This window comes from Epibacterium sp. MM17-32, assembly GCF_022348205.1.
Classification (GTDB): Bacteria; Pseudomonadota; Alphaproteobacteria; order Rhodobacterales; family Rhodobacteraceae; genus Epibacterium.
Map to the genome: position 1 here is coordinate 1 of NZ_JAKRFC010000020.1, position 15,616 is coordinate 15,616.

Below are 15,616 nucleotides of genomic sequence, written 5' to 3' on the forward strand. Positions count from 1 at the left end.
GGGGGGGGCCGGTCACCGTCACCGATCCGCGGGTCAAACGCTACTTCATGACCATCCGCGAGGCGGTGCAGCTGGTGCTCCAGGCTGGGGCCGAGGCGACGGGGGGCGAGGTCTTTGTGCTCGACATGGGCGAGCCGGTGTCGATCCTGCAACTGGCCCGCCAGGTGATCGAGGCCGCCGGATATCATGTGCGCGATGCGGCGAACCCCGACGGGGATATTGCCATCGACATCATCGGGCTGCGCCCCGGCGAGAAGATGGAGGAGGAGCTGACGCTCTCCACCGAACTGACCACCACCGCCCATCCCAAGATCTTCTGCGCCCGCGAGGCGGTGCTGTCGGAAATCGAGGTGGCCGCCCTGATGCGGGCGCTGCGCCAGGTGGTGGCGGCGGGCGATGGCGCCGGTGCGCGGCGGGTGATCGCGCGCTGGGTCGAGGGCTATGTGCAGCCGCAGGAGGACCGCAAGATGTCCTGAAAAGCCACAGCGGCCCAGAAAGCGGCTCCCGCCCGTTGAACGGGGCGGGCAACTGGGGCAGTAAGCAGGAAACACCGGTGCCACCGACGGGCCGGACGACAGGACAGATGACGGACCAAGGATACCCCCGCCCGTGACACGCCGCAGCCCCCGGACGCCCCAGCGCGCCGCGCCTTTCTGGATGGTCCTCGCGTTCGGCGGTGGCCTCGCGGCACCGCTGATGGCCGACACCGACACGCCGCAGGGCTTTGCTTGGCCGGAGACCCCGAGCCTTAATTTCTACGGGATGCCGGGGCTGATCGACATGCCCAGTGCCGAGATGATGCCGGATGCACAATTTGCGCCTTCGGTTGCCAGTTTTGCCGGTATCACGCGGATCAACTTGCTGGCGCAGGCCTTGCCGGGCGTTATGGTGGGGTTTCGCTATACGGAAACCAAGGATCGAAATCTCTTTGGGTTCGGGGATTACTACGACCGCAATTTCGATGTGCGGTTCCGCCTCTGGGACGAAGGGCGCTATCGCCCTGCTGTTGCGGTGGGGTTGCAGGATTTTGCCGGCACGGGGATTTACAGTGGGGAGTATCTGGTTGCGACAAAGCACCTGACCCCCCAGTCGCTGCCGGGGCGGCTCAAGGTTACCGCAGGGTTGGGCTGGGGGCGTCTCGGCTCCAGCGGCAGCATCGCCACGCTGGGTGATCGGGGCAGCTTTACCGCCGGGGATACCGGCGGCGAATTGTCCACTGACCAGTGGTTCCGCGGCGATGTCGCGCCCTTTGCCGGGGTGGAATGGACCTATGGAAAATGGGGGGTGAAGGCGGAGTATTCCTCGGATGCGTATGTGCAGGAGACGCAACAGGCCAGTGTGTTCGAGCGCAAGTCGGATTTCAATTTCGGGGTGGAATACCAGGCCAGCCGGCAGCTGCGGCTGGGGGCCTATTACCTCTATGGGTCGGAATTCGGCATCACCGCCCAGATCCAGATGAACCCGCGCCATCCGGCCACGCGCATGCAGCTTCCGGCGCCGACGCCGGTGGTGCCCCGCAGCGTCTGGGCGCAGGATGAGGCGCTGTGGACCGAGAGCTGGGCCGGCAGCCGTACCGCGCGCGTCAAGACCCGCGACCTCCTGGCCGAAGCGCTCCAGCAGGACGGGCTGATCCTGGAAAGCGTGACGCTGGAGGGCACCCGCGCCGAGGCCCGCATTCGCAACACCCGCTACCTGTCGCAATCGCTGGCGGTGGGGCGCACGGCGCGGGCGATGGCGCGCAGCCTGCCGCCCTCGGTCGAGACCTTCCGGATCGTGCCCACCTCCGGGGGCCTGGGGCTGTCTGCGGTGGAGATCCGCCGTTCCGACCTGGAGGCGCTGGAGTTCTCGCCAGAGGCGGCGGATGCGATCTGGGCGGTGGCCGCGGTCAAGGATGCCGGTCCGGTTGCCTCCGAGGCCCTGGTCTCGGAAGAGCTCTACCCGGCGTTTTCCACTTCCTTCACCCCCTATACCTCGCCCTCCTATTTTGATCCGTCGGTGCCCTTCCGGATCGATTTCGGCGTCGATCTGAAGGCCAGCTACAGCCCGGCGCCGGGCTGGAAATTTGCCGGGGCGCTGCGGCAGCGGGTCTGGGGCAATGTGGCCGATGGCCGTCCGGGCAGCTCGAAGCTGCCGGCGGTGCGCACCGATCAGTATGAATACGCTCAGTTCGACACCACGCTGGAGCAGCTCTATGCGGAGCGGCGCTGGACGCCGGGCCGCAACCTCTATGCGCGCGCCTCGGTGGGGTATTTCGAAAGCATGTATGGCGGGCTGTCCGGGGAACTCCTGTGGAAGCCGCCGAACAGCCGGCTTGGCCTGGGGGCGGAGCTGAACTATGTGCGCCAGCGCGATTTCAACCAGCGGTTCGGCTTTCGGGACTATGATGTGCTGACGGGGCATGCCTCGGCCTATCTGGAACTGCCGAAGAACTACCTGCTGCAGGTGGATGCGGGCCGCTATCTGGCCGGTGACATCGGCGGCACCGTGTCGCTGACCCGGACTTTCAACAATGGCTGGCAGCTGGGGGGCTTTTTCACCCTGACCGATGTCTCGGCGGAGGACTTCGGCGAGGGCTCCTTTGACAAGGGGATCAAGCTGTCGATCCCGCTTGGCTGGCTGCTCGGCCAGCCCTCCCGCAACGCCTACGGGCTGACCATCCGTCCGGTGCAGCGGGACGGGGGGCAGCGGGTGTCGGTGCCGGGGCGGCTTTATGGCCAGGTGCGCAGTGCCCACCGCAAGAGCCTGCAGGAACAACGCGCGAGGTTCTGGGAATGAGACATCTGCTGCGCCACATCCCGGCGGCGCTGCTGGGGCTGGCCGTGCTGGTCGGCTGCGCCCGCGGGCCGGAAGACACGCCGCTGGAGCTGGAAATCGGCCAGGTGCTGCGGGAGCAGCTGCCCTGGGGCAAGGAAAAGCCGCAGCCGCCCACCCTGACGCGGGCGCTTTTGAATAGTATCGAGGAGCCACATCTGGAGGTGGTGATCGAGTCGGAGGATCTGCGGGACTACGTGACGCTGCAACTGGCGCGCCAGGACGACCTGCCCGGGCGAATCGAGGTCTGGCGCACGGTGGACAATATCACCTTCGGGTTTCGCGACGGGCTGTTGATCTCCACCCGCGGGCTGCGCGGCACGCTGCTGTCCGCCGACGTGCCGGCGGACGGGCAGGGGCCCATGGGACCGGCAGGCGGGGGCCAGCGTAGCTATGAGTTCCGCGGCGATGACAGTGCCTCCTACCGGGTGCGTCTGGCCTGCGAGGTGAAAGACCTTGGCGCGCATGAGTTGGAGATCGTGGGGCTCCGCTATGCCACCCGCCATGTGCAGGAACGCTGCACCGGGCCGCAGGGCGGGCATATCGTCAATGACTACTGGGTTGATTCCCGCAGTGGTCGTCTGTGGCAGTCGCGGCAATGGGCCGGGCCGGAGGTGGGCTATATCCGGCTGCGTCAGGTCGTGATCTGAGCCGCCGGGGGCAAAACCTTGCCGATCTGGCCGCAGGATGTCGCGTTTTTTTGGCAACGGCGAAATAAAAACGAAAAAGCAAGGATCTTGATGCTAGTCAGGGCGTTGAAAAGAAACGGGGCCTGACTTAGGGTCCCTGCGAGGATATCCCATATCTCCACAGGAGTTTTGAAGACATGAAGAACATTATCGCAGTTTCCGCGCTGGCCATCATGGCCGCAACCGGTGTTGTTGCCCAGCAGCAGGGTGCTGCTGCTGGCGGTTCCGGCGCCGGTGGTGCCGGTGGCGCAGCAGGTGCAGGCGCCGGCGCAGGCGCCGCAGCGGGCGCAGGTCTGGGTGTTGGCGGTCTGGGCGCAGCGGGCATTGCTGCTGCTGCTGTTGCCGCAGCGGCCGTCGTGGCTGTTGTTGTCAATGACGACGACACTTCCACCACCACCACCACCAACTGATTTGCGGCAGCCCCCGGGGTCGCTCCCCGAGAGGCTGTCATGCAGAATAAAATCGAAACGGGTCCCCGTCGGAGGGGGCCCGTTTTTTTTTGGGGTGATTCTGTCTGTGGCCTGGGCCAGCGGGCCGGTTAATCGGGCGTGCGCCCTGTTGGGTGCGTTTTCAGAGGAAACCTGCAGGATCGGGGCAGATTGCCTGCAACCGAAGGATTCTGCCTCATGTCTCCGACCTCGCCCCAGTGTTCCGACCGTCTTGACCTGCCCTATCTGATGCCCGCGCAGGCGCAGAAACATGTGACTCACAATGACGCGCTGCACAGGCTCGATCTGGTGGTGCAGCTGGTGCTTGAAGAACTGGCGTGCGAGACGCCGCCGGCGGATCCCGGGCCGGGCGACATCTATGCCATCGGCGCCAGCCCCGTCGGCGCCTGGGCCGGGCAGGGCGGGCGGCTGGCCGCCTGGAGCGATGGCGCCTGGCTGTTCTTCGATGCCGCCGAGGGCTGGCGGGCCTGGGCGCGCGACAGCGCGCAACTGGTGGTGCGACAGGGCGGCAGTTGGAGCGCCGTGGAGGCCGAGGTGCGCGACCGGCTTGGTGTGGGCACCAGCCCGGATGCGCAGAACCCGCTGGCGGTTGCCGGTCCCGCCACGCTGCTGACCCATGTCGGCGCGGGCCATCAGTTGAAGATCAACAAGGCCAGCGCCAGCGATACGGCCAGTCTGCTGTTCCAGTCCGGCTGGAGCGGCCATGCGGAGATGGGGCTGGCGGGGGAGACTGCCTTTTCCCTCAAGGTCAGCCCGGATGGCAGCTCCTGGACCGAAGCCCTGCGCGCCGATCCTGCCAGCGGGCACCTGAGCGGGGCGGCGGTGCAGGCTTCGGCCAGCGATACCACCGCCGGGCGGCTGATGCGGGCGGACTGGGGCTATGGGCCGGGCAATCTCTTGGGGGCAGTGGCGCTGTCGGGCGGGGTGCCGACCGGGGCGGTGCTGGAGCAGGGCAGCAATGGCGGTGGCGACTGGCTGCGGCTGGCCGACGGCACCCAGATCTGCTGGGCGGCGCGCAGTGCCGGCAGCAGCTGGAGCTTTCCGCAGGCTTTTGATGCCGCCCCGGTGGTGAGCCTGACGTCGACCGAGAGCGCACCGCGCATGCTGGCTGCCACCGCGCTCAGCACCAGCAGCGTGACCCCGGAGAGCTATGACGCGGCCGGGGTCGCACAACCGGGTGACGGTGTGGCCTGTTTGGCGGTGGGACGCTGGGGCTAGCGCAAGTCGCGCCGATCAGAGACCGGCGCGGCTGAACACCCCGAAGATATTGCCGACCAGATTGGAGATCGTCAGCGCGTCGTTGATCGGGCTTTCGGTGGCCATGACCAGGTCGCCGGGGTTGATCTGGAAGTTGCGGGCCGAGAACAGCCCGTCCGCCGAGGTCAGGTCCAGGGTGAAGACCACCCTCGTCTGCCGTGGTCCCCGCACACCCGGTGCCACCGCGGAGGCCGGGTATTCCCGTAAAATGAGCAGCCCCTTGGGATCGGCCTTGCTGTCCTGGAACCCGCCGGAGATCGACAGCGCATCCATCGCCGAGACCTCATCCTTGGTGAAGATATGCAGATCCTCGGTACCGGTGGCCCCGAACGAGAGGAAATAGCGCGCATCCTCCTCGACAAAGACCCGGTCGCCGCCCCGCAGCAGCGTGTCCTTTTGTGGATGATTGAGCAGGCTGTCCACCGAGGTGCCATAAAGCTGCCCGCCGCGCATCAGGCGGATCTGTGGATTGTTGAGCCCGGCGGCAATGCCGCCGCCGGCAGCAATCAGCCCCATCACCGAATAATTTCGATCCGGCATCGGATAGGTGCCGGGGGTGATCACGCCGGAGACCAGATCGACCGAATTGTTGCGCCCCTCGGTCATGTCGAGTTGCAGCTGGGCGGAGGGCACGATGCTTTCCAGCTCCTGCTGCAGCTTTTCGCGCGCCAGCTCCGGGGTCATGCCGTTGACGTTCACATCCCCCACATAGGGCAGGAAGACCGACCCGTTGGCCGCCACACGCACGTCCTGCAACTGCACCATCTTCTGTCCGTTTGACGTCAAAAGAGAACTGGTGTTGTTGTCCCAGATCTGCATCGACAGACGATCACCTGGCCGGATGATCTGGGTCTTGGGGCCCCGGCTGGCATTGATCCAGGGCAGGGTTTCCTGTTTGCCGGTGGGCGGCCAATGCGCCACCGTGGGCAGGAAGGCCCGATTGACCGTGTAGAGGGCAAAATCCGCATCCGCATCGCTGGCCGATGCCAGTATTTCCTCGCTGGCAGGGGCGCCGCCGGGCAGGCGGGCACAGGCAGCGGGGAGAAAGGCGGTGGCGAGGGCGGCAACCAGAAGCGGAAGTTTCAGCATGAAGTCCTTGTCCCGATGGCAGTCGGGGCGTGTTTGTGAATATGTTGCAGGCACCATACTGGTGGGGGGAGTATCGTCAATGATTGCCCCCTTGCAAACAGGATCCAAGAGCAATGACCCGCGCGCCTGTGACATTCCTGCTAACGCCCCTTGTGCTCGGGGCCACCGGCCGCATCGGGCGGGTGCTGCGGTACCGTTGGGGGGTGGAGGCGGCGCTCTGGCAGACACGGCACCGGCAACCGGGGGCACAGTGGCGTCTGTGTGATCCGCTTGGACAGCCGGATGTGCTGGTGTCCACCGCACAGGCCGCGGGGCAGATCCTCTGCCTGGCCGGATCCGTGCCGGGGCGCGGAGGCGATCTGGCGGACAACACCCGGTTGGCGGAGGCGGCGGTGCGGGCCGGGGCGGCGGCGGGCGTGCGGGTGGTGCTTGTGTCGTCGTCGGCGGTCTATGGCGCGGGGCAGGGGCCATTGACGGAAGAGACTCCGCTGACCCCGGCCAATCCCTATGGCGTGGCCAAGGCCGAGATGGAGGCGCGGGCCTGCGCCCTGGCCACAGAGTTGGGGGTGGAGGTTGCCGTGCTGCGCATCGGCAACATTGCAGGTTTTGATGCGATCCTTGGCGGCTGGCGGCCGGGATTCCGGCTGGACCGGTTCACCGACGGGCGCACCCCTAGGCGCAGCTACATCGGGGTGCTGACACTGGCCGATGTGATCGCCGCCGTCCTGGACGTTCCCGACCTGCCCGGGGTGCTGAACATCGCCCAGCCCGGCCTGATCGAGATGGGAGCGCTGTTGCAGGCGGCGGGGCGGGATTTTGCAACAGTGCCCGCGCCGCCGAGCGCAATCCCGGAGGTGGCGCTTGACCTCTCCCGCCTCAGCGGGTTTCTGGCGCCACGGATGTCGCTGCCGGGGGCCGATCCGGCGCGGATGGTGGCGGAAATGGCCTTGTTAGAGCCACATATGAAGGAAACCCTCCGCCCATGACCTGGGACAAACGCCTGTTCGATCTGTTTTTTGTGACGCTGCTGATCGTGATCCTGGGTCCGATCCTGCTCGGCCTTCTGGCCTGGCTCTTGCTGAAGGAAGGCCGTCCGGTCTTTTACGTGGCAGAGCGGATGAAAGGCGTGAATCGCCCATTTAGACTCTGGAAACTGCGCACCATGACCGTTGTGGACGAGGACAGCGGCGTCTCTGGCGGCGACAAGGCGGCGCGGGTCACCAAAACCGGCGCCTGGCTGCGCTCAAAGCGGCTGGATGAGTTTCCGCAGCTCTGGAACATCCTCAAAGGCGACCTGAGCTTTGTCGGCCCGCGCCCGCCGCTGCGGCAATATGTGGAGGCGCACCCGGAAATTTACGCCGAGGTGCTGAAGTCGCGCCCGGGGGTGACCGGGCTGGCCTCGATCACCTATCACAAGCACGAGGCGATGCTGCTGGAGCGCTGCGCCACGCGCGAGGAGACCGATGCGGTCTATTCCCGCACCTGCGTGCCGGCCAAGGCGCGGCTGGACCTGATTTACCAGCGTCACCGGAACATGTGCTACGACTTTGATCTGGTGTTCCAGACCATCGGCAACCTATTCCGGCGCGGGCGCTGAGGAGTCAAAAAATCTCGATATCCGATGCCAGCCCGTCGAGACGGGAGAGGTTGGACATCAGGATCTGGTCTCCGCTGCCAAAATCCAGCAGCACGCCGCCGGACGTAACCTCGCCATAGGCTGCGAGAACAGCGGCACCGGTGTCCTGCCCGTCGAGGAGCGAGGTGGCCAACTGAAGAATATCCTCACCAAGGGCGAAGTCCTCGATCTCGTCCCGGTCATGGCCCCGTGCAAAGATGAAAGTGTCGGCCAAGGTGCCGCCACGCAGAAGGTCGTTGCCGCGACCGCCTTCGAGATGATCGACCCCTTGGTTGCCGTAGAGTGTGTCGTTGTCATTGCCACCGCGCAGCGTGTCGTCTCCGGTGCCGCCATAAAGAACGTCATCATCGTCTCCGCCTGACATCACATCGGAGCCGAAGTTGCCATACAGCGTGTCATTTCCGGAGTTGCCATAGAGGCTGTCCCAGGCCGATCCGGCAGAGATCCAGTCATTGCCAATGCCGCCGTGCAGCAGATCGTCACCGGCGCTGCCATAAAGAAGATCGTCGCCGTCGCCACCAAACAGGCTGTCCCAGCCGGAGCGGCCATGGATGGTGTCGTTGCCGCTGCCGCCCTCGACGTAATCCACGCCATCGCCGGAGGAGATATAGTCGTTGCCGCCCTCGCCGTAGATGGTGTCGAGCGCGGTGTTGCCGAACAGCCGGTCATGCCCCTCTCCGCCATAGAGCGTGTCATCGCCAGTACCGCCGGAGAGGCTGTCATTGCCTGCGCCGCCATAGAGGAGATCGGTGGAGCTCTCGCCCTCCAGCGTGTCATTGCCCTCTTCGCCCATCAGGCTGTCGGCCCCGGTCCCGCCGACCAGGTGATCGTCGCCAAAGCCGCCGTAGAACTGGTCATGGCCGCCGCCGCCTTCCATCATGTCATTGCCATCCTCGCCATAGAGCAGGTCACTGTCGTCCCCTCCTTGCAGGCTGTCGTGGCCGGCCCCGCCCCAGAGCGTGTCGCGTCCGGCCCCGCCCAGCAGGTGATCATCGCCGTCCTGGCCAAAGAGATCGTCGTTGCTATTGCGCCCGGTCAGACGATCCTCGCCGCTGCCGCCGACCAGTTGACCAGAGCCGGTCATGATCACCGGTGCGTCCGTTTCCGGCTGCGGTCGGTATAGACCGAGCAGATCCTGACGCAGGAAATCCTCCAGCGCCAGTGCGCTGCCATCCTGGGTGTAAAGGCGCAGGCTCTCGGAGCCATAGCGCAGTTGAGCGCCATCGTCTTGTGAGGTGATCTCCAGCTGGGTCACCGAGGTGAGGCCACTCCAGGCGCTGAGGTCGATGCGATCAGCCTCCGGATCAAAGGCATGGATCTCGTCGTGGTCGCCATCGGCTGCCAGAACAAAGACATCGGCACCCGCAGCCCCCACCAGCCGGTCGTCGCCGTGCCCGTCAAGGAGGACGCCCCCGCTGACGTCGGCGGTCAATGTGTCATTGCCACTGCCGCCCGCCTGCACGGCAGTGGCGGCGAGGGGCACAGCGGCATGCGTGAGGCCTGCTTCGGTTTCGGAGGTGGCAAAGACATGCAATGTGTCGCCCATCATCCGCAGCGCCAGCCCGTTCACATTGTCGAGCCCGAGACCGGTGCTGTCGGCCAGGCTGTCGAGCGCCAGCAACTGACCGCCCTCAAGAAGGGCAAAGAGTGTGAGCCCGTCGTCGCCCCCGCCCGCCACCACATAGGTCTGGCCGCCATGGGTGATGGCCTCCATCACTGTGACGGCCCCAAAGCGGGTGCTGAGCGTGTCGGTCTGATGATCCAGCAGGCTGAGTTGACCTGTGCTGCCCAGGCCGATGACCGAGATCGAGCTGCTGCCCGCCGCGGCCAGAAGCAGGACCGGCTGGCCGCCGGCTTCGGTTGCCAGCAGCGCGGTCGGCGCATGGATACCAACCCCGTCCCGGGCCCCGAGGCTGTCCACATGGGAGAGCCGCCCGGCGCTGTCGAGGCGGTAGGCGCTGATGCCCGCTTCCAGCCCCGAGGCGGCAAAGACATATTGCTGGCCGCCCAGGGCGGCGCCCGCCATCATCTGCACATCGCCGAGATAGGTGCTGCTGGTATCACCGCGACTGGCCAGCGGGGTGGGCGTGCCGTTGTTCCAGGCGAGGGTCACAAGCCCCGGCCGGTCAAGGCCTGCCGCCACCAGGATCTCACGGCCGGTGCCGGTGGTGGCCATGAGGCTGAAACGATCCCCGGAAAACCCGGTTTCATCATCATAAAAGGCCTGGCTGCGCGACAGGCCGCCGCTGCCCTCGACCAGGGCAGTCAGCGCATCGCTGCGCAAAGACACCCGCTCCATACCGAGGGAGAAGGAGGTTTCGTCGGCGCTCTCCGTCGCATTCTGATGATAGCGGAGGGCCTCGCCGGAAAGGCGGAAGTGATGAACGGTGTCGCCTGCTCCCATATGCAGGGCGATCCCGATCTGGTCCGAGGCCTGCTCCAGCACCAGCCGCGGCGCAGTGGCTGCATGCAGCTTGGCTGCCGTCTGGATGTATCCTGTTGTCGTGAATGTCGTCATGTCGGCCCACCCCGGCCTGTCGTTGAACCCGAGGGCTAACTTGACGGTCTGGGGTGGGCCGGCTGTGTCCGATATGTGGCCAAAGCAGGGACAGTGTTGCGGATTGTTTCCAGATTTTGCGATGGAAAAACGGAGATCGCAGTCGAGGAGACCGGCAGATTCTATTTACTGTTCTTCATGTTGTAGAGATGTTGGGCGATGGCTTTTTCGACATCGTCAAAGTAGGTGACCTCGCCGTTTTCGAGCACGGCCCCCGCATTGCAAAGGTTGCGCACCTCGGCCAGAGAGTGGGTCACCACGATGGCCGAGGCATGTTTCATGCGAGCCTTAAAAATGGCGGCACTCTTGCGCCGAAAGGCACTGTCGCCGACCGAGGTCACCTCGTCGACCAGGTAGGTGTCAAAATGCAATGCCATGGAGATCCCGAAAGCGAGCCGTGAACGCATGCCCGAGGAATAGCTGCGTACTGGCATGTGCAAATGTCCACCGAGAGAGGCGAAATCGTCAACGAAATCCAACATCTCATCCGTATCCACCCCGTAAATGCGCGCGACGAAACGGGCATTCTGCGCACCGGTCAGATCACGGTGGAAGGAGCCGGCAAATCCGACTGGAAAAGAGACCGACCCGCTTGACAGAATGCGCCCTGAGTCCGGATTCATATTGCCGGAAATCATGCGCAGGATGGTGGACTTGCCGGCTCCGTTTCGCCCCAGCAGGGCGATTGCTTTGCCCATTGGAATCGCAAGGTTAATGTCACGGGCCACGTATTTACGCCCGTTTGGGGTGATGAAGCTCTTGGTGAGGTTTTCCAGGACGATCATGGTGTCGGCCTCAGCGGCGATCCCGAAGCGAGTAGAGAATCAGCACCAGAGTTGCCCAGACCACCAAAAGGAACAGCGCTGTCAGCCCGAGCAGCAGGGCGCGGCGCGGGTATTGCGGGCTCTGTGCCAATGTTGGGTTCAGGTAGGCTGCCAGATAGCGGCTCTGACGCTGCGCTTCTGCCTGTGCGGCGTCGTAGTTCTGCAGGGCTCCGGTGTATTTCTGTTCGGCGAATTCCCGGTCCACGCTGAGTCGTTCAAATTCCGACACGAGGGTGGCGTAGTCCTCGCCGTCGCCTCTGGATGCCGCGCCGCCGCCGCCGAATTTCTCGCGTTCTTGGCGGATGCGTTCGCGGATCGCATTGATGCGCTGTTGGGATTGTTGCAGACGGGGATCATCCTCCCGCACGCTGGTCAGCAACAGATCGTAATCGACCAGCTCGGATCCGAGTTGCTGTTGGAGCGTGTTCAGCAGGCCCATTTGCAGCTGGATGTCGGCGTTTGGGTCCACGATCTGGGTGCGTGAGCGGAAGGCCGTCAGAGCCTGACGGGCTGTCTTTAGCTGTTCGACCGCAGTGTCCAGTTCCTCCCGGGCGTAGCGCATCGCATCCTCGCGGGCGATAGCGGAGAGCTCGTTGATCATTCGAGAGCTCTCGGCAAAGATGACCTGCGCGATCTCATGGGCTTCTTCCGGGGTGAAGGCCTTTACCTTCACTTCTATAAGGCCGGTGCCTGGGGCGTAAGAAATCAAAACCATCTTGTGCCAATACTCGACCAAATCTTCGATGGAACTGTTCCTGGACAGCGAGAAGATCGGATCGATCGCAGCATGGCGGCTGAAACGCGTCCGCAGGTCGATCGTGGCGTCGACCTTTTCCACCAGTTCCTGGGACTGGATGTATTCATAGAGAATGTCGCTGTCAGAAGACGAGTTGCTGGACAGTTTTGTAAGTCCACCGAGAATGTCGACAGCGGAGGGGGCTTCCTCACGCCGGACTGTAAAACCGAGCTCTGAGGTGTATTGATCCACAGCTCGGGTCCAGAGATAGCCGGCAGTCAGAAGCAATGGGGCGCAAACGAAGATGAGGAACGACAGCAACAACAGCCAATGTCGAGGCTTCGTCTGTGCCGCCCGCGCTGGAGCATAGATCGGATCGGCCGGTGGTTTCGGTTTCGGCTTGTCCGGATTTGCGGCTTTGGCGGCCGGTTTCGGCTTTGGCTTATCCGCGCTTGCGGGTTTTGTCGCCGGCTTCTGATCGGGCTTTGGCTTGGCCGCGTTTTCGGCTTTGGCGGCCGGTTTCGGTTTCGGCTTGTCCGCAGTTTCGGCTTTGGCGGCTGGCTTCGGCTTTGGCTTATCCGCGGTCGCGGGTTTCGTCGCCGGTTTCTGATCGGGCTTTGGCTTGGGGGGGGCTTTCGCATCCCCCGCGGCTTTGGCCGCACCATCCTTTGCCGGCGCCGTGGGCGCGGCCTTGTCGGGAGAAACGGGATTTGTTTGATCGTCCGCCAAGACTATGGTCCAAACTGTTGCTCTGAAAACGTCCTATCTGATTTCACACGACAAAAGAAAGTACCAGTTCAAATGACACAGGCGCCCGTTCTTGAGGAGATCCGCCCGGCGGCCCGGCCTCAGCTGCGCTACCGGGGCGTGCGATCCATCGTTGCGCTGATTTTGCGCGAGATGTCCACCAGCTACGGGCGTAGTCCAGGAGGATACTTGTGGGCGGTTTTGCAGCCGCTTGCGATGATTGCCGTATTGACCCTGGCATTTTCGATGCTGCTGCGGTCGCCATCGCTCGGGACGAGCTTTCTTTTGTTCTATGCCACCGGTTTCCTGGTCTTGCGGATGTTTCAGGAAGTGTCCGGTGCGGTCGGCTGGGCGATCGGATTCAATCAGGCTTTGCTCGCCTATCCACGGGTGACCTATGTGGACACGCTTGTGGCACGGGGAGTGCTTGCGGTTCTGACACAGCTCATGGTGAGTGCGATTGTCTTTGGAACTGTTTTTGCCATTGAGGACATCCGTGTCATCATGGATTTCAAACCTCTCCTGCAAACCTTTGCCTTGGTTGTCTTGCTGGCAGCTGGCGTGGGGACCTTCAATGCGTATGCAAGTTTTTCCTTTCCGGTCTACAAGACGGTCTGGAACATCCTCACCCGCCCATTGCTGCTGATCTCTGCTGTTTTTTATATCTACGATGACCTGCCCAGATTCGCGCAGGAGTTGCTGTGGTTTAATCCGTTGGTGCATCTGACCGGCCTGATGCGCACCGGGTTTTATGCCAGCTATGATCCGACCTATATCTCTGTGACCTATGTATGCCTCTGGGGCGTGATCCCGATGTTCTTTGGCATCCTGTTATTGCGTCGCTTCAGCAAGGATATCCTTTACAAGTGATCCTTGAAGAGCGGTCTCGTGTCGCGGGGCAGGCGGAGCGACAGCTGGCCTGCAACATGCGCCATTTGAAAAGGGCTGCCGGCTACAACCGACGGCCCTGACTTTGTTCTATGCGCATAGGTGCTACGGATTACTCCGCAGCAGAAGCGTGCTGCTCCTTGACCCATTTCAGCTTGTCGCGTTGAACCTGTTCGACCGGCAGGATGTCCTGGCCTTTGTAAGCCAACGCCATGTCGACATTCTTCAGGTCGCGGCACAGGCGCCGCAGCCCGTCGGGTTCGAGGCTGGCGGCGTGGTCGGTGCCTTTCCAGGTGCGATCAAGGGTGAAGTGACGTTCGATATGGGTGAATTTGCCCTTGCCGTCGGCTTCCATGGCGCGGCCCACGGCCAGTGCCGCCACATCGGCGGAAATGCCCAAGTGGTGCCCGGAGAAGCCGATCCCTTTGACGGTGGCGCCGAATTTTTCCATCAGGTTGCGGATTTCAAAGAGGCAGATGTCCTCAAAGGCGACCGGATAGCCGGAGGTGCAGGAATAGACCACGAGGTCCTTGGCGCGGCCCCGCTCGGCGTAGAAATTCACCAGATCGACGATTTCCTGGCCGGTCGACATGCCGGTGGAGACATGGATCTCGCCTGCGTAGTTTTCGCAGAGGTAGCCTTGCAGATCATAGTGCTGGTTGGTCGCCGAGGGGATCTTCAGCAGCGGCGGGTTCAGGACGGCCATTTCCTTGGCCGAGGTCAGGTCCCAGACGCTGGTGGAATAGGCGATGCCATTGTCGGCGCAGCACTGGATCAGTTCCTTGTGCTGGTCGGTGTCCAGTTCGAGAAACTCGCGATGCGCGCCGTAGGTGTTGCCATAGGCATTTTCCGGCACCGGGTGCGGGGTGTCATATTGCTCCGGGGTCAGCAATTCACGATTGTGGCGCTTCTGGAATTTGGCAATATCCGCCTTGCAGACATGGGCCGCCACACGGATCAGTTCCTTGGCAATCTCCAGGTCGCCTTTGTGGTTGCACCCAATCTCGGCAATAACTTTGACGGGCATTTTGTGTTCGTTCATGTTCTGTCGTCCAATGCGTTGGAGAATACTGTTGCCCGTGTTGCGGGCCGGTGAGGGTCTCTGTATGAAAGACTTGTAAACGCACAGGCGACCTCGGGCAAACGACAAAAGACATCAGATGACATGCGCTAACATGCAGCCAGAACGCGTGCCGACGGTTTCTGTCATCATGCCGGTTTTCAATGCAAGAATGACTTTGGAACAATCGGTTGCCTCGGTCATGGCGCAGGTCTTTGCGGATTGGGAACTGATCCTGATTGACGACGGGTCGCAAGACGGATCAGCGGAACTCTGCGCGCAGCTTGCCCGGACAGATCCACGGATTCGGCTATTGTGCCAGTCGGCGAACAGTGGTGCAGCTGCCGCGCGCAATGCGGGCCTGGCCCAGGCGAAGGGGCAATACATTGCGTTTCTCGACGCAGATGACCTCTGGCTCGAAGACAAGCTCCAGCGGCAGATTGCCTTCATGCAGGAGACGGGAGCGGTCTTTTCCTACACGGGCTTCTGGCGCCAGCGCACGGGGCATAGACACCAGGTACGGCCCCCGTCGCGTGTGACCCGGTCGCAATTGCTGTATGGAAATGTCATCGGCTGTCTGACGGTGGTCTACGACCGGGACTATTTCGGTACCGTGGCGTTTCCACCGCTTCGGATGCGGCAGGACTTTGCCTTTTGGCTCTTGCTGCTGTCGCGATGTGATGCCGCGCTGGGGCTGACGGATCCTTTGGCTGTTCATGTGGTCAATCCGATGTCCTTGACGGCTGCACGGGGACGGGCGATGCAAGCGACCTGGTCTATGTACCGCCATCATCTGGGGCTGTCTGTGGGGCGCGCGGGAGGGTATATGTTCTGTCATCTCCTGCGCCGGCTCTTGCGCGGATAGGGAGCGGA

The 15,616-nt window shown here is 63.3% G+C and carries 14 protein-coding genes; 9 read left to right on the forward strand and 5 right to left on the reverse strand.

Features of this window, described 5'->3' with window-relative positions; genetic code table 11:
• From MHM88_RS21135 to MHM88_RS21155, 5 genes are all read left to right on the forward strand, one after another.
• A partial coding sequence (locus MHM88_RS21135) for a polysaccharide biosynthesis protein (RefSeq protein WP_239368755.1) occupies positions 1-476 on the forward strand: 476 nt, incomplete at its 5' end.
• A 133-nt stretch (positions 477-609) separates the two neighbouring features.
• Positions 610-2,775 carry a YjbH domain-containing protein gene (locus MHM88_RS21140; protein ID WP_239368757.1) on the forward strand — a complete coding sequence of 722 codons (2,166 nt, stop codon included), beginning with the start codon at positions 610-612 and terminating at the stop codon, positions 2,773-2,775.
• The gene (locus MHM88_RS21145) at positions 2,772-3,461 is read left to right on the forward strand and encodes a YjbF family lipoprotein (RefSeq protein ID WP_239368759.1); all 690 of its coding nucleotides are present in this window, start codon (positions 2,772-2,774) and stop codon (positions 3,459-3,461) included. Before MHM88_RS21140 ends, MHM88_RS21145 begins: the two co-directional genes overlap by 4 nt.
• Positions 3,462-3,637: 176 nt before the next feature.
• Positions 3,638-3,910, forward strand: coding sequence for a hypothetical protein (locus MHM88_RS21150; RefSeq protein ID WP_239368846.1), 273 nt, complete (start codon positions 3,638-3,640; stop codon positions 3,908-3,910).
• Positions 3,911-4,126: 216 nt separating this feature from the next.
• A complete protein-coding gene (locus MHM88_RS21155) occupies positions 4,127-5,167 on the forward strand; it encodes a DUF2793 domain-containing protein (protein ID WP_239368761.1) in 1,041 nt (346 codons plus the stop codon).
• 15 nt (positions 5,168-5,182) lie between these two features.
• Here MHM88_RS21155 and MHM88_RS21160 read toward each other — a convergent pair whose 3' ends face one another.
• Entirely contained in the window at positions 5,183-6,295 is a 1,113-nt protein-coding gene (locus tag MHM88_RS21160) for a polysaccharide biosynthesis/export family protein (RefSeq protein WP_239368763.1), read from the reverse strand.
• 113 nt (positions 6,296-6,408) lie between these two features.
• Between MHM88_RS21160 and MHM88_RS21165 the strand changes: the two genes are divergently transcribed.
• The gene (locus tag MHM88_RS21165; protein ID WP_239368765.1) at positions 6,409-7,281 is read left to right on the forward strand and encodes an NAD-dependent epimerase/dehydratase family protein; all 873 of its coding nucleotides are present in this window, start codon (positions 6,409-6,411) and stop codon (positions 7,279-7,281) included.
• A complete protein-coding gene (locus tag MHM88_RS21170) occupies positions 7,278-7,892 on the forward strand; it encodes a sugar transferase (protein ID WP_239368767.1) in 615 nt (204 codons plus the stop codon). Before MHM88_RS21165 ends, MHM88_RS21170 begins: the two co-directional genes overlap by 4 nt.
• A 4-nt stretch (positions 7,893-7,896) precedes the next feature.
• Here MHM88_RS21170 and MHM88_RS21175 read toward each other — a convergent pair whose 3' ends face one another.
• The 3 genes from MHM88_RS21175 to MHM88_RS21185 form a co-directional block, all read right to left on the reverse strand.
• Complete coding sequence (locus tag MHM88_RS21175) at positions 7,897-10,449, reverse strand: calcium-binding protein (protein WP_239368769.1); 2,553 nt, start codon at positions 10,447-10,449, stop codon at positions 7,897-7,899.
• A gap of 161 nt (positions 10,450-10,610) precedes the next feature.
• Complete coding sequence (locus MHM88_RS21180) at positions 10,611-11,273, reverse strand: ABC transporter ATP-binding protein (RefSeq protein ID WP_239368771.1); 663 nt, start codon at positions 11,271-11,273, stop codon at positions 10,611-10,613.
• 10 nt (positions 11,274-11,283) lie between these two features.
• Entirely contained in the window at positions 11,284-12,777 is a 1,494-nt protein-coding gene (locus tag MHM88_RS21185) for a sugar transporter (protein WP_239368773.1), read from the reverse strand.
• On the opposite strand from MHM88_RS21185, the gene MHM88_RS21190 reads away from it, so the two are divergent.
• A complete protein-coding gene (locus tag MHM88_RS21190; protein WP_239368775.1) occupies positions 12,763-13,665 on the forward strand; it encodes an ABC transporter permease in 903 nt (300 codons plus the stop codon). The two genes, MHM88_RS21185 and MHM88_RS21190, sit on opposite strands and share 15 nt — an antisense overlap.
• A 130-nt stretch (positions 13,666-13,795) precedes the next feature.
• On the opposite strand, the gene MHM88_RS21195 is transcribed toward MHM88_RS21190, so the two are convergent.
• Entirely contained in the window at positions 13,796-14,725 is a 930-nt protein-coding gene (locus MHM88_RS21195; RefSeq protein WP_239368777.1) for an N-acetylneuraminate synthase family protein, read from the reverse strand.
• A 133-nt stretch (positions 14,726-14,858) separates the two neighbouring features.
• Between MHM88_RS21195 and MHM88_RS21200 the strand changes: the two genes are divergently transcribed.
• A complete protein-coding gene (locus MHM88_RS21200; protein WP_255734830.1) occupies positions 14,859-15,608 on the forward strand; it encodes a glycosyltransferase family 2 protein in 750 nt (249 codons plus the stop codon).
• Positions 15,609-15,616: the final 8 nt, after the last annotated feature.

Coding starts and splice junctions, on each gene's coding strand:
- MHM88_RS21170 (WP_239368767.1), top strand. CDS start 7,278: ATGACCTGGGACAAACGCCTGTTCGATCTGTTTTTTGTGACGCTGCTG.
- MHM88_RS21180 (WP_239368771.1), bottom strand. CDS start 11,273: ATGATCGTCCTGGAAAACCTCACCAAGAGCTTCATCACCCCAAACGGG.
- MHM88_RS21200 (WP_255734830.1), top strand. CDS start 14,859: ATGCAGCCAGAACGCGTGCCGACGGTTTCTGTCATCATGCCGGTTTTC.
- MHM88_RS21175 (WP_239368769.1), bottom strand. CDS start 10,449: ATGACGACATTCACGACAACAGGATACATCCAGACGGCAGCCAAGCTG.
- MHM88_RS21160 (WP_239368763.1), bottom strand. CDS start 6,295: ATGCTGAAACTTCCGCTTCTGGTTGCCGCCCTCGCCACCGCCTTTCTC.
- MHM88_RS21165 (WP_239368765.1), top strand. CDS start 6,409: ATGACCCGCGCGCCTGTGACATTCCTGCTAACGCCCCTTGTGCTCGGG.
- MHM88_RS21195 (WP_239368777.1), bottom strand. CDS start 14,725: ATGAACGAACACAAAATGCCCGTCAAAGTTATTGCCGAGATTGGGTGC.
- MHM88_RS21145 (WP_239368759.1), top strand. CDS start 2,772: ATGAGACATCTGCTGCGCCACATCCCGGCGGCGCTGCTGGGGCTGGCC.
- MHM88_RS21155 (WP_239368761.1), top strand. CDS start 4,127: ATGTCTCCGACCTCGCCCCAGTGTTCCGACCGTCTTGACCTGCCCTAT.
- MHM88_RS21150 (WP_239368846.1), top strand. CDS start 3,638: ATGAAGAACATTATCGCAGTTTCCGCGCTGGCCATCATGGCCGCAACC.